20 protein-coding genes and 1 tRNA gene are annotated in these 25,500 nt (G+C 56.2%); 7 read left to right on the forward strand and 14 right to left on the reverse strand.

The window, feature by feature from the left end; all coding sequences use genetic code 11:
• Positions 1-12: 12 nt before the first annotated feature.
• On the forward strand, positions 13-678 hold the full coding sequence (locus tag JRJ26_11765; GenBank protein MBW2058161.1) for a DUF4124 domain-containing protein: 666 nt from the start codon (positions 13-15) through the stop codon (positions 676-678).
• A 170-nt stretch (positions 679-848) separates the two neighbouring features.
• A complete protein-coding gene (gene pncA / locus JRJ26_11770; protein MBW2058162.1) occupies positions 849-1,514 on the forward strand; it encodes a bifunctional nicotinamidase/pyrazinamidase in 666 nt (221 codons plus the stop codon).
• Between the two features lie 17 nt (positions 1,515-1,531).
• Here pncA and JRJ26_11775 read toward each other — a convergent pair whose 3' ends face one another.
• The 5 genes from JRJ26_11775 to JRJ26_11795 form a co-directional block, all read right to left on the reverse strand.
• Positions 1,532-1,987, reverse strand: a complete 456-nt coding sequence (locus JRJ26_11775; GenBank protein ID MBW2058163.1) for an Lrp/AsnC family transcriptional regulator — start codon at positions 1,985-1,987, stop codon at positions 1,532-1,534.
• A 231-nt stretch (positions 1,988-2,218) separates the two neighbouring features.
• Positions 2,219-2,294, reverse strand: a tRNA-Arg gene (locus tag JRJ26_11780).
• 138 nt (positions 2,295-2,432) lie between these two features.
• Positions 2,433-2,627 carry a LapA family protein gene (locus JRJ26_11785; GenBank protein MBW2058164.1) on the reverse strand — a complete coding sequence of 65 codons (195 nt, stop codon included), beginning with the start codon at positions 2,625-2,627 and terminating at the stop codon, positions 2,433-2,435.
• 98 nt (positions 2,628-2,725) lie between these two features.
• Positions 2,726-3,376 (reverse strand): TrkA family potassium uptake protein, encoded by a 651-nt coding sequence (locus JRJ26_11790; GenBank protein MBW2058165.1) that lies wholly within the window; start codon positions 3,374-3,376, stop codon positions 2,726-2,728.
• A 12-nt stretch (positions 3,377-3,388) separates the two neighbouring features.
• Positions 3,389-4,771, reverse strand: coding sequence for a hypothetical protein (locus JRJ26_11795; GenBank protein MBW2058166.1), 1,383 nt, complete (start codon positions 4,769-4,771; stop codon positions 3,389-3,391).
• 423 nt (positions 4,772-5,194) lie between these two features.
• Here JRJ26_11795 and treZ point away from each other — a divergent pair, with 423 nt between their 5' ends.
• The 5 genes from treZ to JRJ26_11820 all read left to right on the forward strand — a co-directional run bounded on the left by treZ (position 5,195) and on the right by JRJ26_11820 (position 14,975).
• On the forward strand, positions 5,195-7,063 hold the full coding sequence (gene treZ, locus JRJ26_11800; GenBank protein MBW2058167.1) for a malto-oligosyltrehalose trehalohydrolase: 1,869 nt from the start codon (positions 5,195-5,197) through the stop codon (positions 7,061-7,063).
• A gap of 3 nt (positions 7,064-7,066) precedes the next feature.
• Positions 7,067-9,511, forward strand: a complete 2,445-nt coding sequence (locus JRJ26_11805) for a DUF3536 domain-containing protein (protein ID MBW2058168.1) — start codon at positions 7,067-7,069, stop codon at positions 9,509-9,511.
• A gap of 136 nt (positions 9,512-9,647) precedes the next feature.
• A complete protein-coding gene (gene treY / locus JRJ26_11810) occupies positions 9,648-12,449 on the forward strand; it encodes a malto-oligosyltrehalose synthase (GenBank protein MBW2058169.1) in 2,802 nt (933 codons plus the stop codon).
• Positions 12,446-13,942, forward strand: a complete 1,497-nt coding sequence (gene malQ / locus JRJ26_11815; GenBank protein ID MBW2058170.1) for a 4-alpha-glucanotransferase — start codon at positions 12,446-12,448, stop codon at positions 13,940-13,942. Before treY ends, malQ begins: the two co-directional genes overlap by 4 nt.
• Positions 13,943-14,042: 100 nt before the next feature.
• Positions 14,043-14,975 carry a diacylglycerol kinase family lipid kinase gene (locus JRJ26_11820; GenBank protein ID MBW2058171.1) on the forward strand — a complete coding sequence of 311 codons (933 nt, stop codon included), beginning with the start codon at positions 14,043-14,045 and terminating at the stop codon, positions 14,973-14,975.
• A 58-nt stretch (positions 14,976-15,033) separates the two neighbouring features.
• Here JRJ26_11820 and JRJ26_11825 read toward each other — a convergent pair whose 3' ends face one another.
• The 9 genes from JRJ26_11825 to secD all read right to left on the reverse strand — a co-directional run bounded on the left by JRJ26_11825 (position 15,034) and on the right by secD (position 25,203).
• Positions 15,034-15,939 carry a sigma-70 family RNA polymerase sigma factor gene (locus JRJ26_11825; protein MBW2058172.1) on the reverse strand — a complete coding sequence of 302 codons (906 nt, stop codon included), beginning with the start codon at positions 15,937-15,939 and terminating at the stop codon, positions 15,034-15,036.
• Between the two features lie 9 nt (positions 15,940-15,948).
• Positions 15,949-16,842, reverse strand: coding sequence for a peptidoglycan DD-metalloendopeptidase family protein (locus JRJ26_11830; GenBank protein MBW2058173.1), 894 nt, complete (start codon positions 16,840-16,842; stop codon positions 15,949-15,951).
• A complete protein-coding gene (locus tag JRJ26_11835; protein ID MBW2058174.1) occupies positions 16,839-17,486 on the reverse strand; it encodes a protein-L-isoaspartate(D-aspartate) O-methyltransferase in 648 nt (215 codons plus the stop codon). The genes JRJ26_11830 and JRJ26_11835 overlap by 4 nt, the downstream gene beginning before the upstream one ends.
• Positions 17,487-17,495: 9 nt before the next feature.
• Positions 17,496-20,114, reverse strand: a complete 2,619-nt coding sequence (gene mutS / locus JRJ26_11840; GenBank protein MBW2058175.1) for a DNA mismatch repair protein MutS — start codon at positions 20,112-20,114, stop codon at positions 17,496-17,498.
• 182 nt (positions 20,115-20,296) lie between these two features.
• On the reverse strand, positions 20,297-21,334 hold the full coding sequence (locus JRJ26_11845) for an N-acetyl-gamma-glutamyl-phosphate reductase (GenBank protein MBW2058176.1): 1,038 nt from the start codon (positions 21,332-21,334) through the stop codon (positions 20,297-20,299).
• 128 nt (positions 21,335-21,462) lie between these two features.
• On the reverse strand, positions 21,463-21,852 hold the full coding sequence (gene rpsI, locus JRJ26_11850; protein ID MBW2058177.1) for a 30S ribosomal protein S9: 390 nt from the start codon (positions 21,850-21,852) through the stop codon (positions 21,463-21,465).
• A 125-nt stretch (positions 21,853-21,977) separates the two neighbouring features.
• Positions 21,978-22,406, reverse strand: coding sequence for a 50S ribosomal protein L13 (rplM, locus tag JRJ26_11855; GenBank protein ID MBW2058178.1), 429 nt, complete (start codon positions 22,404-22,406; stop codon positions 21,978-21,980).
• Between the two features lie 107 nt (positions 22,407-22,513).
• Positions 22,514-23,572, reverse strand: coding sequence for a protein translocase subunit SecF (gene secF, locus JRJ26_11860; GenBank protein ID MBW2058179.1), 1,059 nt, complete (start codon positions 23,570-23,572; stop codon positions 22,514-22,516).
• A gap of 47 nt (positions 23,573-23,619) precedes the next feature.
• Entirely contained in the window at positions 23,620-25,203 is a 1,584-nt protein-coding gene (secD, locus tag JRJ26_11865; protein MBW2058180.1) for a protein translocase subunit SecD, read from the reverse strand.
• Between the last annotated feature and the right edge of the window lie 297 nt (positions 25,204-25,500).

Raw genomic sequence — 25,500 nt, forward strand, 5'->3', positions numbered from 1 at the left:
ATGGAGGAGAACATGAATTCCTCAAGGGGTTGGATGATCCTCGAGTTCACGGGTTTTGTGCTGGCTCTGAGTATTCTGCCCTCCTTCCTGCCCTCTCGAATATTGGCCGAATCTCGACCGGAGAGCGACGCCTTTTTCGAAAGGGCGGAGCCGGACAGAACTCGATATGATAGAACAGCAGGAGAGCTCATCTACAAGTGGACCGATGAGGATGGAAACCTCTGTTTCACGAACGATCTGGCAAGAGTTCCTTGCGGGTTCCGGAATCGGATCGAGACCGTCGAACTACCCCTGCAATTGGAAGAAGAGGCCGGCATGGCTGTTGAGCCACCCGGACAGCAAGGGAATCCTCTTCCAGCTTCACCGAGTATCGAAGAGGCGGATGGAAGCGCCGGGAAAAGGGACCCGGCCTCTCGAGGGCCCTGTCTTTACAGAGAGATCCCCTTTGATCAGTTCATACGGATAAGGGTGGGAATGGATGAGGCCGAGGTACTTTCAAGACTCGGCCTGCCCAGCCTAGTGACTCCCAGCGATTACTTCTACGGCGAACAGGCACGTTACAAGTATAGGATCATCAGACTGATCTATCTGGGAAATCGAGACCTGAACCAGAAAACCACGGTCGTCGAGATCCGAAACGGCACGGTTGTGGAGGTAAAGCGTATATTCCCCTTCTAGTAGGGAGTTTTCACACGGAGAAAGGCGCTAAAGAGCCCTTGCCACGGACCATGTGCAGCCGCGAAGGAGCCGGCTCTCGTCGATTCGCGTGGAGGCATCTCCCAAATGACGGCTCAAGCCATATGGTTCTCGCTCTTTAAGGGTCGTACCATCCAGAGGGAGGCTAAGCCATGCCGGAAGAGAAGACAGCCGTCATTGTTGTCGACTTCCAGCGGGACTTTATCCAAGTGACAGAGGGCGCTCTGGCCGTTCCAGGCACCGACCAGGGGTTTGTCCAAAGGGTTCAAGAGAGCACTCAGATGTTGAAACGAGCCGGCCTTCCGGTCTTTGCAACACAGGACTGGCATCCTCCCGATCACGTCTCGTTTTTCACAACCCACAAAGGAAAGAAACCCTTCGACGTGATCTTTCTCAGGGAGAGGCAGCAGTTGCTCTGGCCTCCTCATTGCGTGCAGGGTACCGAAGGAGCGGCGCTCATGATCGATGAGCGGCTCCTCGACGCTATAGTGAGAAAGGGGACTGCGGTCGACTTTGACAGCTACTCGGGCTTCCAGGATGAGGGCGGCCACCGGACCGAGCTGCACGGCCTTTTGCAGGAAAGGGAAATTTCCAGAATCGTGGTCTACGGGATCGCAACGGACTACTGCGTCAGGGCTACCGTCCTCGACGCGGTCGATCTGGGCTACCAGGTGATGCTGGTAAAGAGCCTTACCAGAGGAGTTGATCCAAAAACCACCCTAGCCGCCCTTGAAGAGATGGAGCAGAGAGGGATAATCCTGTCAAACGAGGTAGATCTGCAAGAGATACGCTCATGGGGTTCTATCAGTAAGAGATAAGTCTGTCCTGTACCCGCTCAGAGGGTCAATCTGGTCTCTTCTTTCATGGTGGATAGGACTATCTCTGAGGTTGCATTGGTCACTCCCTCGATTTCCCCCACCTTTCTCGTCAAGAAATGATCCAAGGCCTCTGTGTCTTTCACTCTTACCTTGAGGATGCAGGAATGATCCCCCGTGATCCTGTGGCACTCCATGACCTCCGGCAGTTCGTTGATCCTCGAGATGAAAAGAGGAAAATATTTCGGATACTGGATGGAGACACGGACAAAGGCCGTAGTCGTCTTGCCCAACTTCTTCTCGTCGAGAATGGCCACGTATTTCTTTATGTAGCCTCTGCGGTGGAGCTTCTTCAATCTCTCGGAGACCGATGGGGAAGAGAGCTTGACCTTTCTCGCGATCTCAAGCACGGTCGTTCGGCCGTTGTCCTGGAGAAGATCCAGGATCTGTCGATCGATGGCGTCCATCAAAACCACCCCTTTCTCCTGCATATTCTACCTATGTTTTGATGGAATGGCAAACAAACCTAAAGAAATTAGGGAAAATCCCCCCGGTACATCATATGATCGCCGAAGGGTCTTTGTTATTCTGGCTCTCTTGAGGGATTTATCCGGAAAAGCGAGGTGGTTCCGCAGGGGTTACTACCGGGAGGTTCACAGGCAGAGCAAACGCCAACGAATCTGAGCAACTATTTGATGATACAAGAATACCCCCGGCCGGACTCGAACCGGCGACACAGGGATTAGGAATCCCTTGCTCTGTCCGTTACTGAGCTACGGGGGCACAACTGGACAACCATGGCATGATATCCCCCGACCCGGTTCTTGTCAATACCACCTTCGCAGGAGACGCCTCCATCGTCGAGCCGGACAGTACACCCGACTTATCGACTCAGATGCCGGGGCCCATCAGCTTTCTGGCCTATTTGCGTCTCGTGCCCCTCACAAGCCAACCCGCAACAATCCCGATAAGAAGAGCGATCAAGACCATCAGGGCCCAGGACATCGACACCTTCCAGAAGAGAAGCCGCACCTGCACGGTTTCGGTGTTCTGGACGACGAAGACGATGACGAGAGCAATGAGAACCCCGGAAACTATACTCTTGACCTTAGCCATGGTTCCCCCCCATCAGTGTATGCAAGAAACCCTTCCCTCGCTCCTCCACAGTGACAACCCCTGCCGCTGCATTGCCGCCTCTAAGCCTCGCCTGCGGTCTAACCCTTGATCTTGTCGATGTCTTCCGGTCTTCCTAGAGCCAGCAATATGTCGCTGTCCTTTACCGTGAACGTTCCTCCAGGGTTGAGAGTCATCTTTTCCGGAATGAGGCTCCTCACCCCGATTATGTTGATGTTGTACTTGCTTCTCAACATAAGCTGGGCTAGGGTCTTCCCGATGAACTCCTTGGGCGGGGCTATTTCAACGATGTTATATTCCTCGGTAAGAGGGAGATAGTCGATGAGGTTCGGAGAAAGCAGAGTCTTGGCCAGTTTCTTTGCCAAGTCTCTCTCAGGGAATATGACCTCCGTGGCCCCTATCTTTTCCAGGGCTCGCCCATGATCCTCGCTTATGATCTTCACGTATATGTTCTCTATGTGGAGGTCTCTCAGGTAAAGGGTAACCAACACACTGGCGCTGATATTGTTTCCCAGACTGACGATCACGATATGGTCCTTATCGATACCTATTGATTCCAGGACAGTCTTGTCGGTGGCATCTCCCACCAGAGCATAGGAACAAAACTCCTGGAGGCGTTGTACCCTCTCCTTGTCCCGGTCCACCCCGATGACTTCCCTTCCCTCCTCAAAAAGACTCTTGGCCAGATAGAAACCGAAATTCCCCAGGCCGATGACGACGAATTTGCTCATCCCTCTCCTTTCCTACCCGACGATGATATTCTCCTCAACATACTGGTATCCACCCTTCCTTACCCTTCTCGCCATGGCAAAAGCCAGGGTCAGGGGGCCCAGGCGGCCAACGAGCATCAGGACGATGATTATCAACTTGCCTGCCACATCCAGACCGGCTGTCACTCCCATGGAAAGCCCCACAGTTCCAAAGGCCGATACGGCCTCGAAGAGGTACTCGAGAAATAGCCCCCGGCTCTCCATGTGGCTCGTATTGCCGAGTTGGGTGATAAGAAGAAGCACCGTCACCACGATGACAGCCAGAAGGGAGGCCAGTATGATCGAGACCGAACGCGACACGGTCTCGCTGGGAATGGTCCGCTTGAAGATATTGGCCTGATCCCTTCCCCTGTATCGGTTGACGGCCAGCGAAACGAGCGTGGCCAGATTGGTTGTCTTTATCCCTCCCCCACATGAACCGGGAGAGGCTCCGATAAACATGAGGAGAACGAGAATGAAGCAGGTGGCATTGCTCAGATCGACCGTGGGAATGGTATTGAAGCCGGCCGTCCGACTGGTCACGGACTCGAAATACGAGGCGAGCACCTGTCTGCCCAGAGAGAGGTTCTGCAAGGTGTTGCCCCGTTCAACGGCGAATACGACAAGGGTTCCAAAGACGATCAGTGCCAGAGATGTCGCCAGGACCACCTTGGAATGGAGGGAGAGACGAAATTGCCGCTTCCTTCTGAGTCCCGTCTCGAGTACCTCCCTCAGGACGATAAAGCCGATTCCTCCCAGGATGATCAGCGAGGTGATTGAGAAGTTCACCAGAAGGCCCTCTTTGAAGTCGACCAGACTGTTGGGGAAGAGCGAAAAACCCGCATTGCAGAATGCCGACACCGCATGGAACAGGGAGAGATAGAGGGCCTTCACCAAGGGGAAGGAGCCTTTCCATCCCAGGAACAGAACAACAATTCCAGCCGATTCAATGACGATCGTGTAAAGGAAGACCGATTTCAACAGCATGTAGATGTTTCTTATGGGAAGCTGCGAAAAGGTATCCTGGATGATCCTTCTGTCGCCAAAGCCTATTGAACGCCCGAGAAGCAGGTAGAAAAAGACAGAGAAGGTCATGATCCCCAATCCACCTACCTGGATCAGGACAAGGATGATCACTTGGCCAAGGGGACCGTAGAATGTACCGGTGTCTACCACGGTCAACCCAGTTACGCACACGGCAGAGGTGGCCGTGAAGATCGCGTCGATGAGAGAGGCGGGTCTGCCCCTGGCAGCGGCTGGCATGTGGAGCAGGCTGGATCCCACAGCGATGAGAAGGACGAAACTGAGAACAAGACTTCTCTCGGGTGTGAGCAACCGACCTCTGAGACGACTGGAAGGGTGCTGCATCTCCTTCACACCCTTTCTTCATATGAAAAGACCGTCCCTGCTTTCAGGGACAAAGCCGGATCCGGAGAGCTCTGAATCTGCCGATAGGGGGAAGCCGAAGACTGCGTGCAGGTCGCGGCTTCAAAACCTCTACCAGGCATTTATACTTCTCTCCATGGCATCCAGTCAACCCCGGTCTCTGTCGATTCTCCCAGCAAAAGCGGGGAATTCTCACGGTTCCCCGGGAATCCCCGGCCACCTCCGCAAGGGAGCCGGGACCAGGGAGGGCCTTGCATGAAGAATTCGAGCAAGGAGAGGTGGCTCCGGAGCAGAGGGACAGGAGGATAGCGCTTGATTTTTTACCCCGATCCGTGTTGCAATAAGACCGCATGACCGGTCTGGAGAGATTCTTGGAGCCGGCTGAGGGGAAAGGCGATACCGGGTAAACGAGGCATGGGAAACCGAGGAAACAGACCTAATCCTGATATCACCCTCGGCGCCCTCCACCTCGGGGGGGACTGTTGTCGATTCCGCGTTTGGGCCCCGGAGGCCGAGAAGGTGGAGGTGCACGTCGTTTCCCCCCCAGAGAGAGTCCTACCCCTCCGGCCAGAAGCCCGAGGTTACCATTCCGGTCTCCTCGATGGCATAGGTCCCGGAACCCTCTACTTCCTGCGTCTGGATGGAACGAGGGACCGCCCTGATCCAGCCTCGCGCTACCAGCCTTTAGGTGTTCAAGGCCCCTCGGAGGTGGTGGATCCGGCCTTTCCCTGGCAGGACGGCCAGTGGCAGGGTTTGCCCCTGAGCGACTACATCATCTATGAGCTCCACGTGGGAACTTACACTCCAGAGGGGACCTTCGCCTCTGTGATCTCCCATCTGGATGAACTGAAGGAACTGGGGGTCACTGCCTTAGAACTCATGCCTGTCGGCCAGTTCCCAGGGAATCGTAACTGGGGCTATGACGGGGTGTATCCCTTTGCCGTACAGAACTCCTACGGCGGGCCCCGGGGGCTGAAAGAACTCGTGGATGCATGCCACCGCAAGGGGTTAGCCGTGGCACTCGACGTCGTTTACAACCACCTCGGCCCAGAGGGAAACTATCTCTGGGAATTCGGTCCCTACTTCACAGATCGGTACAGAACACCATGGGGCCGGGCCATGAATTTCGACGGGCCTCAAAGCGACGAGGTCCGCCGTTTCTTCATCGAGAACGCCCTGTACTGGATCGCGGACTTCCACGTGGATGCACTTCGCATCGATGCCGTCCATGCCATTGTCGACTTCTCTGCCCGTCCATTTCTGAGAGAGCTGGCCCTGGCCGTACACAGGCAGGGCAAGCGCCTCAATCGAGCCGTCTTTGTCATAGCCGAGAGCGATCTCAACGATACACGGCTGATCCGATCTCCAAAGGTCGGCGGCCATGGCCTGGATGCCCAGTGGAATGACGACTTTCACCACTCCCTCCACGCCCTCCTGACCGGAGAAGATTCGGGGTACTACAGGGATTTCGGACGGTTCCAGGATCTCGTCAAGGCGTTCCGTGAGGGATTCGTCTATTCTGGCCAGTATTCCTTCTATCGTCAGCGTCGACACGGGAACTCCTCCCGGGGTATTCCGAGTGACCGTTTTGTGGTTTTCTCACAGAACCACGATCAGGTTGGAAACCGGATGAAGGGGGACCGGCTGACGGGGCTGGTCTCCTTTGATGAGCTCAAACTGGCCGCAGCGGTCGTCCTGTTTTCGCCGTTCATACCCCTCCTCTTTATGGGCGAGGAGTATGGCGAGACAGCACCCTTTCCCTACTTCGTAAGCCACACCGCTCCCGATATCATCGAGGCGGTGCGCCGGGGCCGCCTCGATGAGTTTTCGGCCTTTCAATGGGCAGATAAGCCGCCGGATCCTCAGGCCGGAGCCACCTTCCTCTCGGCCAAGCTCAATCATCGTCTACGCCACGCGGGCGAAAACAGAGTACTCGCCCTCTTCTACAAGGAGCTGATCGGGCTGAGGAAGGCGACCAGACTCTCGGCCTCTTCTGTGAGGGGGGGAAAACGGGTTACCCCCTGTGAACCCGAGAGGGTTTTGATGGTCTCTTACGGGAGAGGAATGGATGAGGTCCTTGGCGTTTTCCATTTCGGCAGCAGGGCCGCCTACTTGACCCTCCCCTTCCCTGAGGGCGACTGGAACAAGGAGATGGATTCCTCGGATCAACGGTGGCTGGGACCGGGAAGCCCGGTGCCGTCCCTCATCGGTTCAGAGAAAGGGGCTGAACTCAGCCTCCTTCCCCATACGTTCCTCCTTTTCAAGAGAGGCAAAGGAAAGTAAACAATGGAACGGTACATCTGCATTCACGGTCATTTCTACCAGCCTCCACGTGAAAACCCATGGCTCGAGGCGATCGAGCTCCAGGGTTCGGCCCATCCCTACCACGATTGGAATGAAAAGATCACCGAGGAGTGCTATACCACCAACGCCACCTCCAGGATTCTCGACGAGGAGGGGCAGATTATCCAAATAGTCAACAATTATGCGAAAATGAGCTTCAATTTCGGTCCTACACTGCTCAGCTGGCTGGAGGAGAAGGCGCCTCATGTCTATGGGGCCGTCCTGGAGGCCGACCAGGAGAGCCGCAAGGCCTTCTCAGGACACGGTTCGGCCTTGGCCCAGGCCTATAACCACGTGATCCTCCCTCTGGCGAACCGCCGGGATAAGTACACCCAGATTCTCTGGGGGATTGCCGACTTCGAGCACCGATTCGGGCGCAGGCCCGAGGGGATGTGGCTCCCTGAAACCGCCGTCGATCTCGAGACCCTTGATATCCTGGCGGAGCAGGGAATCCTTTTTACCGTTCTGGCTCCTCATCAGGCAAGGCGGATCAGGCAGCGCGGGACCCTCCAGTGGCGCGACGTGACCGGGGGAAAGATAGACCCCACGATGGCCTATTCCCTGAGCCTCCCCTCCGGCCGGACCATATCCCTCTTCTTCTATGACGCGCCCATTTCCCGAGCCGTGGCATTCGAAGGACTCCTAAAGAGCGGTGAGTCCTTTGCGAAGCGCCTGGTGGGCGGGTTCTCGGACGAACGATCGTGGCCTCAGATCGTCAATATCGCTACAGACGGAGAGACCTACGGGCACCACCATCGGTTCGGGGATATGGCGCTGGCCTATGCCCTCCACTATATCGAGTCCAGAAATCTGGCACACATGACCAATTACGGGGAATACCTCGAACGCCATCCGCCGGGCCACGAGGTGGAGATTTTTGAGAATACCTCCTGGAGTTGCGCCCACGGCATAGGGAGATGGCAGAGTGACTGCGGGTGCAATTCTGGCAAGCACCCCGGCTGGAATCAAGAGTGGCGAGGTCCTCTGAGGGATGCAATGGATTGGCTGCGGGACAAGCTCGCACCGGCATGCCAGGAGAGGAGCCGCCCCCTATTGAAGGATTTCTGGCGTGCACGGAACGACTATATCCGGGTCGTACTCGACAGGTCCCACGACAGGGTGGAGGCATTTCTGCGGCACCATGCAACCGGGGAGTTGACAGGTCCCGAGAAGACGGCAGTCCTCAAGCTCATGGAGATCCAGCGCCACGCCATGCTCATGTATACGAGTTGCGGCTGGTTTTTCGATGACCTTTCGAGCATCGAGGCTGTCCAGGTGATCCAGTATGCCGGCCGGGCTCTACAACTCAGCCAGGACATCTTCGGGGTCGCAATGGAACTCGGTTTCGTACAACACCTCGAGTCTGCCAAGAGCAATATCGGTGAGTATGGAGACGGTAGCCGAATCTACGACAGGTTTGTCAAACCCGCAATGGTGGATCTGGAAAAGGTCTGCGCCCACTATGCGGTGAGCTCCCTCTTTGAGGAGTACGGGGGACGAGCCTCGATCTACTGTTATACCGCGGACCAGGAGGACTACCTCTCCTCGGAGGCTGGAAGAGCGAAACTCGTGGTCGGCCGCGCGCGGATCTCCTCGGATATCACCTGGGAATCCCTGTATCTGTGCTTCGGCGTACTCCATCTGGGTGATCACAACCTCAACTGCGGGGTCCGGGAGTTCCAGGGTGAGGAAAGTTACCAGGCACTGGTGGAAGAGGTCTCGGATGCTTTTGGCAGGGCGGACTTCCCAGAGACCATACTCGTTTTGGACAAACACTTCGGGGCTTCCACGTATTCCTTGACCTCCCTTTTCCGGGACGAGCAGCAGAAGATCCTCGACCTGATCCTCGATGCCACCGTGAAGGGGGCCGAGGGAATCTACCGGCAGCTCTACGAGCAGAACGTACCGCTCATGCGGTTTCTCAAGGATTCAGGGGTACCTCCGCCCAAGGTACTCTATATGGCCAGCGAATTGGCCCTTAACGCGGGCCTCCGCCGGGCCTTTCAGGAGGAGGAGCTTCATCCGGAGATCATAACCTCGTATCTCGAGGAGGCGGAGATGGAGGGGGTCTCCCTAGAAGCGAACACCCTGGAATACACGTTGAGAAGGAGTCTGGAAAGGATGGCAGATCAACTCCTGATGGAGCCTGCAAGCCTCGACCTGCTCGGTAAGCTGGACGCGGCACTGGGCCTGCTGGGGTCGCTCCCCTTTGAGGTGAATCTCTGGAAGGTGCAGAACGCCTGTTATGATATGCTCAAGAAGGTCTACCCGGGCCTAAAGAGCAGGGCCGACAGGGGCGATGAGAGAGCCAGACAATGGGCGGCCAGCTTCGAGGTCTTCTGCAGGAAGCTCTCGATTCGGACGGAACAGGCCGAAGGCGGGGTCTGAGCACGACAGGGCGCGGTTGCCGGGGCTTGGGAGTTCGAAACCACCGAGGCCTGGAAGGGGGAGGAGAAAACAGGTGGCCGGAGACCTCAAAGGACCCGGGGCAAGTGTGAGAGCATTCAGCCACGGCTCAGGAAAGATGCGGATCCCAACAGCTACCTATAGGATACAGTTCAACCCCTCTTTCGGTTTTGATAGAGCCAGACGTATCGTCTCATACATGGCCGATCTCGGCGTCTCTGACCTCTACGCCTCACCCGTCTTCAGGGCAAGGCGGGGAAGCCTCCACGGTTACGACATAGTCGATCCGAACCGGTTGAACCCCGAGTTGGGCTCCCTCTCCGATTTCCATCGACTAGCCGATGAACTGAAACATAACAACATGGGATGGCTTCAAGACGTGGTTCCCAATCACATGGCCTTTGACCAAGAGAATCGAATGCTCATGGACGTGATAGAGAACGGCGAGGCCTCCGAATTCTTCCGATTTTTCGATATCGATTGGGATCATCCCTGCCGCGACCTAAAAGGCCGGCTTCTCGCTCCGTTCCTGGCCGGGTCTTACCAGGATTGCCTCAACGAGGGAGAAATCAAGCTCACATACGGCCCGAGCGGCCTTGCCGCCAAGTACTCTCATCTTGTGCTCCCCTTGAAAATCGAGTCCTACGGCCGTTTTTTCACCCATCGACTCGAAAAGCTGGGGAGGAGTCTGGGCGCGGACCATCCGGATTTCATCAAGTTCCTCGGTGTGGTCTACCTAGTCAAATCTCTCCCCGCTGGAGAGAGAACCGGGGAACGATCCGAACAGGTGAGACTCGTCAAGACCACCCTCTGGGATCTCTATAGGAGAAACGGGGAGATCAAGAGGTTCGTGGACGAGAACCTGTGCCTCTTTAACGACGGAAACGCAAAACCCGGAGCCACCGATCCGCTCAACAGATTGCTCTCTGAACAGCGATTCAGACTCGCCTTCTGGAAAGTCGCCACAGAGGAGATCAATTACAGAAGATTCTTCAACATAAATGAACTGATCTGCCTTAGGATGGAAGAGCAAGCCGTTTTCACTCATACCCATTCCCTTATCTTCAGACTCATCGATGAGGGAAGGATCACCGGGCTGAGGATCGATCACGTTGACGGACTCTACCATCCCTCGGGCTACCTCAGGAGGTTGAGGGAGAAAGCAGGAGACACTTACATCCTCGTGGAGAAGATCCTGGACCTGGACGAGGAGATTCCCCGCTCCTGGCCGGTCCAGGGAACGACGGGGTATGATTTCCTGAATTATGTCAATGGGCTCTTTTGCAAAAAAGAGGGAGAAAAGGAACTGACTCGGGTGTACAGGAGCTTTGCAGGATTTCGGGCCTCCCCTGAAGGACTGGTTTGTGACAAGAAGAGACTGATCTTAGGGAAGCATATGGCGGGAGATATCGACAATCTGGCCCGTCTGGTGGAGGGGACACGGGCCTGGGATAGATACGGGAGTGACATCACCCCTTACGGTCTGAAGAGGGCCCTGGTGGAAGTGATGTGCCACTTTCCGGTCTACAGGACCTACATGAACGGGGAGACCATCACCCAGAGGGATCGGTCATTTATGAAGGCAGCCATAGAGGGAGCCAAGAGGGAAAGCCCCGGGCTGCTGAATGAGCTTCTCCTGTTGGAAAGGCTTCTCCTTCTCGATTTCACCCCTTCTCTCTCGGAGGCGGAAAGGAGGCAGTGGATACACTTTGTCATGAGGTTTCAGCAGTTTACAGCTCCGCTCATGGCCAAGGGTTTTGAGGATACAACCCTCTACGTTTACAACCGGCTCATTTCCTGCAACGAGGTAGGAGGAAACCCGTGGAGGTTCGGCCTATCGGTCCAAGAATTCCACCGGTTCAACGAGAAAAGGGCTCGCCTGTGGCCACACTCCATGAGTGCGACCTCTACCCACGACACCAAGAGGGGGGAAGATGCCCGGGCCAGGATAGACGTTCTGGCCGAGATACCCCGGGAATGGGAGAGAAGGCTCCGGATATGGAGCAGGATAAACAGGGACAAGAAAAGGCGGGTCAGGGGAATCTCCGTCCCAGACCGAAACGATGAGTATTTCTTCTATCAGGCTCTGATAGGCGCTTTCCCGTTTCACGAGAGGGATCTGCCCCTCTTCATCCGGCGAATCAAGGCATATGTCGTCAAGGCCGTGAGGGAGGCCAAAATCCACACTGCCTGGCTGAGACCGGATCTCGAATACGAGAAGGCCTATCTCTCATTCATCGAAGTGATTCTGGGGGCTACCGGAGACGGCGCCTTTCTCGACGAGTTCCTTCCATTTCAGAGAATGGTCGCGCGGTACGGGGTTTTCAACTCACTCTCACAGACACTGGTGAAGATCACCTCTCCCGGCGTTCCCGACTTCTATCAGGGAAGCGAACTGTGGGACTTGAGCCTCGTCGATCCGGACAACCGCCGTCCGGTCGACTTCGACATCAGAAAGAGGTTTCTCAAGGAGATCCGGGAGGAATGCCACCGGGACATCCCGGGGCTTGCAGCGCGACTTCTCCAGGCCAGGGAGGATGGGAGGGTAAAGCTCTTTCTCATACATCGGGCCCTCCAGGCAAGAAACGCCCACCCCTCTGTTTTTGCCCAGGGCGCATACCTTCCCCTGGAGGCAAGCGGAAGGTTCAAAGACCACGTGGTCGCCTTTGCGCGAAAACACGGCAGCCGGTGGTCCTTAACGGTCGTACCGAGATTCCTGACCTCCCTCGTGCCGGACGGGGCGTACCCCTTTGGTCGAGAAGTATGGTATGATACCGAGATTTCTCTTCCTCCTCCATCCCCCAGGAGATGGAGGGATGTGATCCTGGACCGTGCGGTGAAGAGGGAGGGAGCCTTTTCTATAGGTGACCTGCTCGGCGACTTCCCTGTTTGCCTGCTCGTCAACGAGGGGAGCCCGTGAAACGGAGAGGAAGTGGCGTTCTACTCCATCTGACATCCCTGCCCTCACCCTTCGGTATCGGCGACATGGGTCCGTGGGCATACCGGTTCGTAGATTTCCTGGCCGAGGCAGGGCAGAGTTTCTGGCAGATCCTCCCCCTCAGTCCAACCGACCAGGGCCACGGCAACTCTCCCTACCACAGCACGTCCGCCTTTGCAGGAAACCCGCTGTTGATCAGTCCTGAGTCTATGGTCGAAAGCGGTCTCCTGGAAGAGAGGGATCTTGACCCCGTGCCTGATTTTCCATCGGATCGCGTCGATTACCGGGCCGTAACTCCGTACAAGAGAGGGCTTCTCGAGAGAGCCTTCGAAGGCAGCCTTAAGAAGGGGGAGGATTGCGAGTTCAGAAGATTCTGTATGGAGAACGCTTCCTGGCTCGAGGAGTTCGCCTTTTTCACTGCTCTCAAGGCGCATATGGGCAAAAGACCCTGGAACGAATGGCCTGAGCAGCTCCGGGATAGAGCCCCCGAGGCACTGGAATCGGTGGAACAGGAGATTTGCCGTGACATAGAAGTGACGAAGTTCTCCCAGTACCTCTTCTCAAAGCAGTGGCATTCTCTCAAGGAATACTGCCATCAGAGGGGGATCCAGATCATCGGCGACCTCCCCATCTACGTGAACTATGACAGCGCGGACCTGTGGAGCCGACCCGAGCTGTTTAAGCTGAACGAGCAAAAAAGGCCCTATGTCGTTGCCGGGGTACCCCCAGACTATTTCAGCGAAACCGGGCAACTCTGGGGTAACCCCATCTACCGCTGGGACGTCATGAAACAGGAGGGATACCGGTGGTGGGCAGACCGCCTGAGGAGAAACATGGGGGTCTATGACTTCGTCAGAATAGACCATTTTCGAGGACTCGTGGCCTTCTGGGAAGTACCGGCAGGTGAGGAAACCGCCGTGAATGGAAAATGGATCGAGGCTCCTGCAATGGATCTCTTCCATCACTTGGCCAGGCAGTTCCCCTGCCTCCCCATAATCGCCGAGGATCTGGGTGTCATCACTCCGGATGTCAGGGAGATAATGAACCATTTCGAGTTTCCAGGAATGAAAGTGCTCCTCTTCGCCTTTGGCGGCGACCTCTCTACCAATCCATACATTCCACACAATCTGGAAAGAAACTGCGTTGCCTATACAGGAACCCACGACAACAATACGGTAAGGGGTTGGTTTGAAACCGAGCTGACAAGGGAGGGCAGGGAGAGACTCTTCCGCTACCTCGGCAGGGAGGTGCGTGTCGACGAGCTCCACTGGGAGTTGGTCAGGCTCCTCATGATGTCGGTGGCTAATACGGTCATCTTCCCCATGCAGGATATCTTAGGTCTCGGCCAAGAAGCCAGGATGAACCGACCGGCCACCTCGGACGGTAATTGGCAGTGGCGGCTTCTCCCCGACCATCTGGGGCCGGGACTGGCGTCTGGGCTCCATGAAATGACGGAGACTTACGGAAGGGTTTAGAGTATAGGGACCCGGGAACTCCTGGCCGTAGTTCCTCCGGTTTTTTCAGGAGTACGGCCGTGTTTTTGAAGAAAATCCCGCACGCTTCCACGTGTAACCCATGACCATCCAATTCAAGACTCTGGCTATAGTCAATCCCGGTTCAGCAAGCGGAGCCACAGGCCGCAAGTGGCCCGCCATCCAGAGGCTCATGGAGACGAAGTTTCAGGACGGATTCCACGTCGCTTTCACCCGGGGACCGCTCCATGCCACCGAGCTTACCCGCCGGTACCTGGAACAGGGGTATGAGATGATTGTAGCCGTCGGCGGCGACGGCACTATCAATGAAGTGGTAAACGGTTTTTTCGAGAAGGGGGAGAACCTGTTTCCCCAGGCGGTTCTCGGGATTCTGTCAGTGGGTAGCGGAGCGGATTTCCCGAGAACTCTCGGATGGGACAGGAACATCTCCCATGGTGTCGAGCGGCTCACAGGAACCCGGACGAAGCCGGTGGACGTGGGCAGGGCGACCTTCCGGAACCTCAGGGGACTAAGAGAAACCCGGTGCTTCATCAACATGGCGGATTTCGGTGCAGGAGGAGCCGTGGTGGAGAAGGTGAATCGCACCACCAAGCTGCTGGGGGGAACCTTCTCCTTTCTCTGGGGGATCCTCTCGACCCTGCCCGGTTACAGAAACAAGGAGGTCACCTTTGTCATCGACGACGGACCGGCCCGATCCGCCGTCCTCAACAACATGATAGTGGCCAATGGGAAATACTACGGCGGAGGCATCAAGGCCGCTCCGGACGCCCTGATCGACGACGGCCTGTTCCAGTTCGTTCTGATCGGGGATGTGACCTTCGGCGATGTTCTCCTTTACCTGCACAGATTCCGACGTGGCACCCACCTGACGCATCCCGAGATCGAGTCCTATGCAGGAAGGTCTATGAGTGCGACTTCCAAAGACCCGGTTTTCATCGAAATGGACGGGGAACTGGCAGGCACTCTGCCTGTCATTTTCGAGGTCTTGCCCAAGGCGCTCCGAATCAAGGTATAGAACCGCTGAGAATCACTTCCCGCACGATTCCTGAATCCATCTCTTCCCTTACCAAGGCCTACATGGTCTCATCGAAGGCGATTTCGTTCTTCTTGATAATGCGCCTCAGCTTAAGCAGCGACTTGTTCTCTATCTGTCTGATTCTTTCCCTGGTTACGCCCATTATCTTCCCGATAGCGTCGAGGGTCATTGGCTCCTGGCCTCCGAGACCGTACCGGTAGGAAATAACCCTTCTCTCGACCTGCGAGAGCGCCTCCAACCATGACTTGATCTCAGCCACCCGTTCAAAACGGTCGATAACCGTGAAAGGCTTCTCCGAGCTTTCATCGCGGATTACGTCCAGAAGCTGGTATCCGTCGTCGGAGATGGAGTTCTCGATGGAGTACGTCTTCCGAAGGAGCTCCATCAAACTATGGACCTCCCGGGACCCCACCCTCATCGCCTCCCCGATCTCATCTATGGTGGGTTCTCTTCCAAGGGTCTGGTTCAGGTTCTTTGCTGCCCGCATCAATCGACCCAAGTCGCTGGCCACATGAATGGGAAGCCGAACGATCCTCGACTGGTTGGCCACGGCTCTCTCAATGGACTGTTTGATCCACCAGGTAGCATACGTGGAGAATCGAGTCTGACGGCTTGGAGAAAACCTCTCCACAGCCTTGATCAGCCCGATATTGCCCTCTGCGATGAGATCCGAGAGTGCCAGCCCTCGGTGGAGGTACTTCTTCGCTATCTTCACCACCAGCCTCAGGTTCGACTCGATCATCTCGTTGCGAGCCTTGTCATCCCCCTTGCTTATCCTTACAGCGAGTTCCTTCTCCTGTTTGGACGACAACAGGGGAGATTTCCGGATCTCCCGGAGATAGATCTGAATAGAGTCCCTCGACTCTTCCTCGTCCTGGTCGAGGAAATCTCCGGTCTCGTCTTCGTCACCGACTACGTGGTTGGATTCGTCGCGGTCGTCCAAGAACTCCCCCTAAGGCAGAATCCGAAGAGGATCGACGGGCCTGTTGAAATTCCTGATCTCAAAATGGAGATAGGGCTTGCCCCCCCTCCTGGTGTTTCCCACTCGGGCGATGGGATCCCCCTTCTTGACCGAATCACCCTCACGCACCAGGTTCACTTCGTTGTGTGCGTAAACCGAGGTGAAAACCGGGCCGTGTTTGATGATCACGATGTTTCCGTATCCCCTGATCTCGTGACCACTGTATATGACCTTGCCGGAATCTATGCTTCTCACGGGTGTTCCTTTGGGAGCGGAGATATCGATCCCGTCGTGCCTCCTGCCGCGGCTCCGCCCGAAGCCCCTGAGAACGGCCCCTCGAACAGGCCAGATGAAGCGTCCCTTTGCACTGGCAAGGTCGACCTCCCTGGGTTTCTTTCCCGAGCCACCCAGGTCTTCGATGTAGATCCCCACGGGGAGAACCTTCTCCGCTCCTGGAATAAAGATCTTCTGGCCTGCCCTGATGCTGTTCACATCCCGGATACCGTTGATGCGGGCAACCTCTGCCATATCCACCCCATACGTCTTACAGATGCGCCAGAGGGTCTGGTGCCTCTTCACCTTGTGGTAGACACCCCTCTGTCGCCCCTCGGCTTTCTCGACGGCCTTGACGGGAGAACCCGCACACCCGACTCCTGCAGAGACCAAGGCAAGAATCAGTCCAGCGAGCAAGGGAAGCACAGGGGTCGACCTCCCATTGAGAGAGACCTTTCCTCCCCAGTACGGGGTATCGAAACCGGTTTCACGGGTTCCCCCACAGCACGGAGAACCGGACTCCCTGCACGCCGGTTCCATGGCAACCATCCTGGGCCGCATGGATCCTCCCAAACAGAAGAGCACGCCTCCTGATCCTTCAGGTTCTCTCATCGCCCTCCTTCCCAGCCATACCTCCCGATCAACCTCACGAATCGACACCCTCCGAGATTCTTCCTGATGATCTCACGGTCCTTCCGGGTAATCTGGAACAAGTCCTGGAGACCCGTCTCCCCCACAGGTATCACCAGGCGACCTCCGGGTGCCAATTGATCCAAGAGAGGCTGCGGGATATCAGGAGCCCCGGCGGTGACGATGATTCCATCAAAGGGGCTCTTCTCCTTCCATCCGTATGTCCCGTCAAAAATCCTGATCTCCACATTGTAGCAGTTCAGTTGGTCGAGGATCTTCCGCGCCCTTGTGGCCAACTCACTGATTCTTTCTATACTGTAGACCTTTTCCGCGAGTTTCGCCAGGATCGCCGTCTGATAGCCGGAACCTGTCCCGATTTCGAGAACCTTCTCGTTGCCCTTGAGCTCCAAAGCCTCCGTCATTAGAGCGACCATGTAAGGTTGGGAGATCGTCTGGCCATGCCCGATGGGAAGGGGATAGTCGTTGTATGCCTGACCCTGAAGGGCTTCTTCCACAAAGAGATGCCTGGGAATCTCGCGCATGGCACTGATCACCCTCGAGTCCCTTATGCCCCGGGCGACAATCTGCTCGTCCACCATTCGATTGATTGCCCTGGAAAAATCCATGGATAGGATCTATCGCCCCTCTTCTGTCCTCTTCTTCAGCTCATAGAGCTTGTTGAGAGCCTCAACTGGGCTCATGGTATCGATAGAAAGCTGCATCAGCTCCTTCTTGATCCAATCATCCCCGGGCGGAAAGAGCCCCAGCTGACGGGGCAAGCCCTCCCTTCCCTTGCCCAAGGCGAGGCGAGGAACGCCCCCTTGGGTCAACTCACCTCTTTCAAGGTTTCCTAGGATCTCCTTGGCCCTCTCTACGACCTCCTCTGGGAGGCCGGCAAGCCGGGCAACCTGGATACCGTAACTCCGGCTCGTGCCACCCGGAACAAGCCGCCTGAGGAATATGATTTCGTCGTTCCATTCTCTTACGGCAAAATTGAAGTTCGCCACCCGCGGCTTGGTGAGAGCCAGTTCCGTCAACTCGTGATAATGGGTGGCAAATAGGGTCTTCGCCCCGAGGCCTGGAGCGTCATGGAGGTACTCGGCCACTGCCCAGGCGATGCTCAGCCCGTCGAACGTACTCGTCCCCCTCCCGATCTCGTCGAGGATGATCAGACTCCTCGGGGTGGCATCTTTCAAAATACGGGCGGTCTCCGTCATCTCCACCATGAAGGTGGACTGCCCCCGTGCCAGGTTGTCAGAGGCTCCCACTCGCGTGAATATACGGTCCACGATGCCGATCGTAGCGGACTCGGCAGGCACGAAGCTTCCCATCTGGGCCATGAGGACTATCAGGGCCACCTGCCGGAGAAAAGTCGATTTCCCTGCCATGTTCGGCCCCGTGATGATGAGAAGCTGATTCTCCTTGCAGTCGCACAGGAGATCGTTGGGAACAAAGACCTCGGACGGACGCATCTGCTCCACCACGGGGTGCCTCCCGCCTCGGATGTCGATCTCCGTACCCCTGTTGAGACGCGGCCTGCTGTAGCCATTGGAGTCAGCAACTCTAGCAAGAGAAGCAAGAGCATCGATTCTTGCAAGGTCCGATGCGGTCTGCTGTATCCTCTGGCTCTCTCTCGAGATCCTCTTCCTGATCCCGTCGAACAGCTCATACTCGAGCCGTTTGATCTTCTCTTCGGCTCCCAGCACACGGGACTCGTACTCTTTCAGGCGGGGTGTAATGAACCGTTCGCCATGGGTGAGGGTCTGCTTCCGGATGTAATCCTCCGGCACTCTGTGCAACTGGGGCCTGGTAATCTCGATGTAGTACCCGAAGACCTGATTGAAACGGACCTTTAGGGAATTGATACCGGTTCGGTCCTTCTCCTCTCTCTCGAGGCGGGCTATCCACGTCTTCCCCTCTCTGATCACCCGCCTGAGTTCATCCAGTTCCCCGTTGTATCCTTCCCTGATGATTCCTCCTTCCCTCACGGTCATGGGAGGGTCGTCGGTGATGCTCTCCCCGATGAGGCGGCCCACGTCCTGCAGATCGTCCAGGCCTGCGGAGATCTCTTTGAACAGAGGGGCCTCAAAGCCCCTAAGAATCCCGGCGATGGTAGGAAGAACCTGGATCGACTTCCTCAGAGCGACCAGATCCCTGCCATTGGCCCGGGCCATGGCAATACGGGAGTTCAACCGTTCCAAGTCATAGACGCCCTTGAGGGCCTCCCTGAGATCGAGACACCCCATCTTTCTCCTTACGAGCTCATCCACGGCATCCAACCGGGCCTCGATCTTCTCCACATCGAGTAGCGGGTAGAGTACCCATCTCTTAACCATTCTCGCTCCCATAGCAGTCACGGCTTCATCCAGGAGTCCCAGGAGCGATCCCTTGACCCTCCCCTCGGCCAGACTTTCGGTGAGTTCCAGGTTTCTCCTTGTGGTTTCGTCCACAACCATGTAGTCGTCCACGTGGAATGGAGAAATCCTCTGGAGATGGGCGGGCGCGACCCCCTGGTTCTCCTCGACATACCGGAGCACAGCCGCTGAAGCGGCCAGTGCCTCTTCTGAATCGAGGTCTTCCACGGGTACCCCCTCAGAGAGCAGTCCCCGGTTCTTCAGGGAGCGGGCTGCCTCGTGGGCATCGAAGTAGAGACTTGGAAGCGGGTTGATGAAGCCCCTGCCGACCGCCTGTTTGAAGGAATCGAATTCAGGCGTACCCTGGAACTCCTCCTGCACAAGAACCTCCCTGGGTTCATTCCTGATCACCTCACCCACGAGGCGCTCGGCGTCTCCAACACAGCAGGTTCTGAATTCCCCTGTGGAAAGATCGAGCAGAGCTATTCCGAATCGGCTCTCCTTGCGGAATACAGCCATGAGATAGTTGTTGGACCTGGCCTCCAGGTAGTCGCTGTCTACAACCGTCCCGGGTGTGACGACCCGCACCACCTCTCTATTGACCAGCCCCCTGGACTGTTTCGGATCCTCTGTCTGCTCGCATATGGCTACCTTGTATCCCCGCTGAACGAGCCTCGCGATGTAACCATCGGCGGCATGATAGGGGACACCGCAGAGAGGCACACTCTGTTCATCCCCCTTGTTTCTCGATGTAAGGGTGATCTCCAGCTCTCGCGAACCTACTACGGCATCCTCGAAAAACATCTCGTAGAAATCCCCCATCCTGTAAAAGAGAATAGCATCGGGATACTGGCTTTTGATTCGGAGATACTGCTGGATCATAGGGGTTCGAGGAGCCATGACGAGACTATCGGGTCCTCCACAAGAAATTTTCCTCATGTAATTTAGCAGAATAGAGGGGAAAAGTAAAAACCAAAGAGATTCCCCCATTTCTGTCTGTTAGACTCTCATGTTCTTAGGGACATTTCTCGATTCGCAGGATGACGAAAAAGCTCTGGAGGCTATAACGGTGCGGCAGGCTCTTACGGAAACAGCGCAATCCCTTCCAGGCCCTCGGTCTCGGGAAATCCACACATCAGGTTCATATTCTGGATTGCCTGCCCCGAGGCGCCCTTTACGAGGTTGTCTATGGCCGAGACAATGACCGCCCTTGTCCCGTCCTCTGACGATTTCAGGCCTATGTCACAGAAGTTCGAACCCCGCACGTGGGAGACATTCGGAAACTCTCCGCCTGGGAGAAGCCTCACAAAGGGTTCCCCTCGGTAGAAGTCTGCATATATGGCCATGAGGCCTTCCGTATCTTCGGTGCGCGTCAGCCTGACGTAGACCGTGTTCAGAATCCCCCTCCCCATTGGAACGAGGTGAGGCACAAAGACAAGTCCCACGTCTTCTCCAGCCAGAGAAACCAGTTCCTGCTCGATCTCAGGACCATGCCGGTGTTCAAGAACCTTGTATGCCTTCAACCCTTCGTTCACTTCACAGTAGAGGGTTGCCAGCGAGGGGTCACGACCGGCCCCGCTTGCCCCTGACTTGGCGTCGATCACGATGTACGACAGGTCGACGAGTCCTGCCTTGATCAGCGGTGCCAACGCAAGAACGGCTCCCGTGGGATAGCAACCAGGATTCCCAACGATGCGAGCCCGCCTGATGGCGTCTCGATGAATCTCCGGAAGGCCGTAGACCGCCTTGCCGAGCAAGGCCTCGTATCGATGGGGCTGGTACCACTGTTCATAGATCCGGGGGTCCCTAAACCGGAAATCAGCACTCAGGTCGACCACCTGCTTGTCGAGTCCATAGAAACCGGCAACCACTTCCATGGCCGCCTTGTGGGGAAGGGCGGTAAAGACAAAATCCGATCTTCCGGCGAGCTTCTCGAGGTCGAGGGATTCGCAGATCAGGTCGGTCATCCCTCTCAAGGCAGGGAAGACCGCCCCCATGGCCTGCCCCTGGTATTTGCGGGACGTAAGGGCAGAGACCCGAACCCGGTGATGGCGGAGCAGAAGGCGGACCAACTCCATCCCTGTATAGCCGGTCGCCCCGATAACAGCCACTCTGAGCATATCCTCTATCTCACCGCGAGGTCTGAAGCGATCAAATCCTCCGGCCTCCGGCCAAAAGCCAGGGACCGAAGGGTTCAAACGACTCGTAGCCACCCACCAACAGAAAGGAGGCCCGGAGGCCTCCTTGTCTAACGCTTCGAGTACTGAAAGCTTGCCCGGGCTCCTCTTTTTCCGTACTTCTTTCTCTCCTTCACACGGGGGTCACGAGTCAGAAAACCAGCCTTCTTAAGGGATTCACGGCATTCCGGCTTGGCCTCCAGCAGAGCCCTGGCTATGCCGTGCTTGATGGCTCCGGCCTGCCCCGATATCCCACCACCCCGTACATTGGCGTAGACATCGAACTGCCCCAGGGTCTCGGTCACCTCAAAAGGCTGGTTGATGATCATCTTGAGGGTCTCCCTGCCGAAGAATTCGTCCAGAGTCTTGTTGTTGACCTTGAACCTGCCCTCTCCAGGCTGCAGCCAGACTCGCGCAACCGAGGTCTTCCGCCTTCCCGTAGCATAGCACCTGTCAACCATTTCTCCTCCAAAAAAACAGTACTGGAACCCGGCCGCTCGGCCCATCGGAGTTTTTCCTGGAAACCTTCCGCTTCTCTCACATGGAGAGCATTCCCCGTGTTCCCCGGAATCCCCCCTTCTCGACTTCACGTCTCCAGGGGTTGAGGCTGCTGAGCCTGATGGGGATGGTCCGGTCCCTTGTAGACCTTGAGTTTCTTGAACATCTTTCTGCCGAGAGGATTCTTCGGAAGCATGCCCTTCACCGCTTTCTTGAGCAGCTTCTCTGGCTTGGTGTCGAGGAGCGCCCTGGCAGTGGTCGACTTCAAGCCTCCGGGATACCCTGAGTGCCGATAGTAGACCTTGTTCTCCATCTTCCTGCCGGTAAGCAGGATCTTCTCGGCGTTTATCACCACCACGTAGTCACCGGTATCCACATGGGGAGTGTAGATAGGCTTGGTCTTCCCCCTCAGCACCATTGCCAGACGGCTGGCCAGGCGGCCCAGAACCTTGCCCGAAGCGTCGACAAGGTACCACTTTCTTTCGATCTCCTCTTTCTTTGCACTAAAGGTCTTCATGGCTTCGTTTCCCTGTCACGATGGAGAGTTAAAATAAGGTATTCCGCTCTTCTTGTCAAGGTTGGACCACCCGTCCCCTGGTCCCTGCCCGGATCCATCGGCCCGGTTTATCGCTTCGACCGGCGGCGGCCCGTACCCCCCTTCTTTTCCATGAAGAGGAGAATGGGGCTCGCCACAAAGATCGACGAATAGGTACCCACGATAACTCCTACCAGAAGGGCGAAGGCGAAATCATGAATAACCCCACCCCCGATGAGGAAAAGCACCACAACGACCAGTAACGTGGTCAGGGAGGTAAGGGTAGTCCGACTGAGGGTCTCGTTGATGCTTGTGTTGACTATCTGCCCCAACGCCCGTCTTCTCAGCTTCTTCAGATTTTCCCTGATTCTATCGAAGACAACTATCGTGTCGTTCAGCGAGTAACCGATGATGGTCAACAGCGCCGCCACGATGGGAAGGGTGAATTCTTTGTTCGTCAGGGAGAATGCTCCCACGGTGATTATCACGTCGTGAATCAGGGCAACCACCGCCCCGAGGGCGTAACGAAACCTGAGCATCACGCACAGAGCGAGAGTAATCAGCACAGCCAGGATTATGAGATAGGACAATCCGATTATCTCCCTCAGAAGATAGGAAGGGATCCCTATGGACAGGGCCATCAGGGCACTCGGCATCCACTTCATTTCGAAACGGCCTGAAATATAGACCGCGATGAAGAGGATGGCAAAAAACAGGGCGAACAGGGCCTTGTCCGTCAACTCCTTTCCTGCCTTCGGGCCCACCATTTCGACCCGGCGGATCTCTACGGTCTGGGAGCCGAATCTCTTCTCGAGACCTGCTCTGATCCGGTCCGAGAGACTTTCCAGGCCTGTCTCGGCCATCTCAACTCTGATGATATACTCGTTGTCTCTCGGATCGCCGAACCGCTGGACCTCTGCTCCTCTGATCCCGATCGCCTCGAGCCCCTCTCTGATCCTGGCTATACCGACCCCGGGTGGGACTTTGAGCTGGACCAGGGTCCCTCCTCTGAAATCGACGCCGAGATTCGGCCCCCCATGAACGACGAGGGAGAGGATGCTCACAAGGATCAGAGCCCCCGAGAGCAGTATGGCGTACTTCCTATATCCCACGAAATCGATATTGATACCGGGTTTGATAAACTCCATCGATTCCCCCAGGAAATGCCCGATCGAGCTTCAACCGGACACTTCGGTCAGATGCTGACCTTCTTTATCCCTATCCTGATCGTGAGAAAGTCGAAGATCAGTCTCGCGACAAAAAGGGCCGTAAACAGACTAGCTATGATACCGATAGTGAGAGTCACGGCGAACCCCTTGACAGGTCCTGTACCGAACTGAAAGAGCACCACCGCGGCGATCACGGTAGTAACGTTGGCATCGAGAATCGTGAGAAGGGCTTTGGAGAATCCTCCCTCGATGGCCGTGCGAGGTGTCTTCCCCGTTCTCAACTCCTCTCGGATCCGCTCGAAGATCAAAACGTTTGCATCCACGGCCATGCCGATGGTCAATACGATTCCTGCAATACCGGGCAGTGTCAGGGTTGCCTGAAAGCCGGCAAGAACGGCGAGTATGTAAATCATGTTCAATACCAAGGCCAGGTCGGCGATGACTCCCGAGAGTTTGTAATAGAGAACCATAAACAGGACAACGAGTACTCCCCCGATAGCGGCCGCGCGAACCCCCCTTCGGATCGAGTCGCTTCCCAGGGAAGGCCCGACAATACTCTGGTAGCGAAACTCCACCGGAGCGGGCATGGCACCTGACCTCAACACGATCTGCAACTCCTGTGCTTCCTCGGGGGTGAAGTTTCCCGTGATCTGGCCCCTGTCCGTGATCTTTGACCGGATAACCGGAGCGGATTGCACCTTTCCCTCCAGAACGATGGCCAGGCGCTTGCCGATGTTCTTTCCGGTGAGCAGACCGAAGCGTTTAGCCCCCTTGGAGTTGAGCTCGAAGTTGACCGCGATCTGGCCGTACTCATCGTAACCCACCCGGGCGTCTTTGAGGTCTGCCCCCGTGACCTTGGCCTCCTTCTCAAGGAGAAATGCCACGGTTCTCCCGTTCTCATTGCCCATGAGAACCATTGTCCCATCGGGAATCTTCCCCCCATGGCGATCCAGCAGGGCCTGTTCATTGGGGGCGGTTTCAAGGACCATGTGAAAGCTCAACTGGCCTGTTCTCTCGATGATCCGCCGGGCGGCTTCAGGATCCTCAACCCCGGGCAATTCAACGATGATCCTGTTTCGCCCCATGGTCTGGATCGGGAGCTCTTTCACCCCTTCCGGGTTGATTCGCCTCTCGATCACCTCCCTGGCCTGTCTGACTGCGAGATCCGCGATCTGCTGCTTGGCCTCCTCCTTGAGTCTCAGCCTGAGGGTTTTGGCATCCTCCGCAGGAGTGTTCTCAACGATCCAGTCCGGGTAATACTTCTCAATCAGGCTCCTGCCCTGATCTTTCAACTCAGGGGACAGAAATCGTATAACGATATCGTTGTTTTCCTTTCTTTCAACCGAACGAGCCCAAATCTTCTTCTTGTTGAGAAGGCTCCGAATGTCGTCCTTTACACGAATCACTTCGTTCTCTATCGCCTTGTCGGTCCGGACCTCCATGTCGAGATGCATCCCCCCCTGAAGATCCAGACCAAGCGAAATCTTCTTGGAGAAAGTCCGCGGCCATGATTTGGGGACTTTCTTGGCCAGTGTAGGTACGAGATAAAGCAAAGCCACCACTGTCACGACAAGTACGAGCAACCCTCTCCACTTCAAGCTCTTCTCCATCCCCAGCACCCTCTTCAGTCCGCCGGCACCGCCAAGGAACTGACAAAAAAAGGAATTCCGAAAGCCTCTCCCAGGCCGGCTGCGACTCTCTGTATCGGCTCAGCCTCGCCCCCGGAAGCAGACCAGTCCTCGCGACAAGGGAAAATTACCCGATATCCCTTGAGATTGCAAGGGAGAAGAGACTGAGGACTTTCCCCAAAATTTTTAGAAAAGTTGAACGGCAAAAGGCAGTAACAGTTGACCCTCAACTTCTCTTCTTACCAGATTGGGCGTTATTCCTGTTTTGGAGGCAAAAAG

Source organism: Deltaproteobacteria bacterium, from assembly GCA_019308905.1.
In the GTDB taxonomy this organism is placed as follows: Bacteria; Desulfobacterota; BSN033; order WVXP01; family WVXP01; genus JAFDHF01.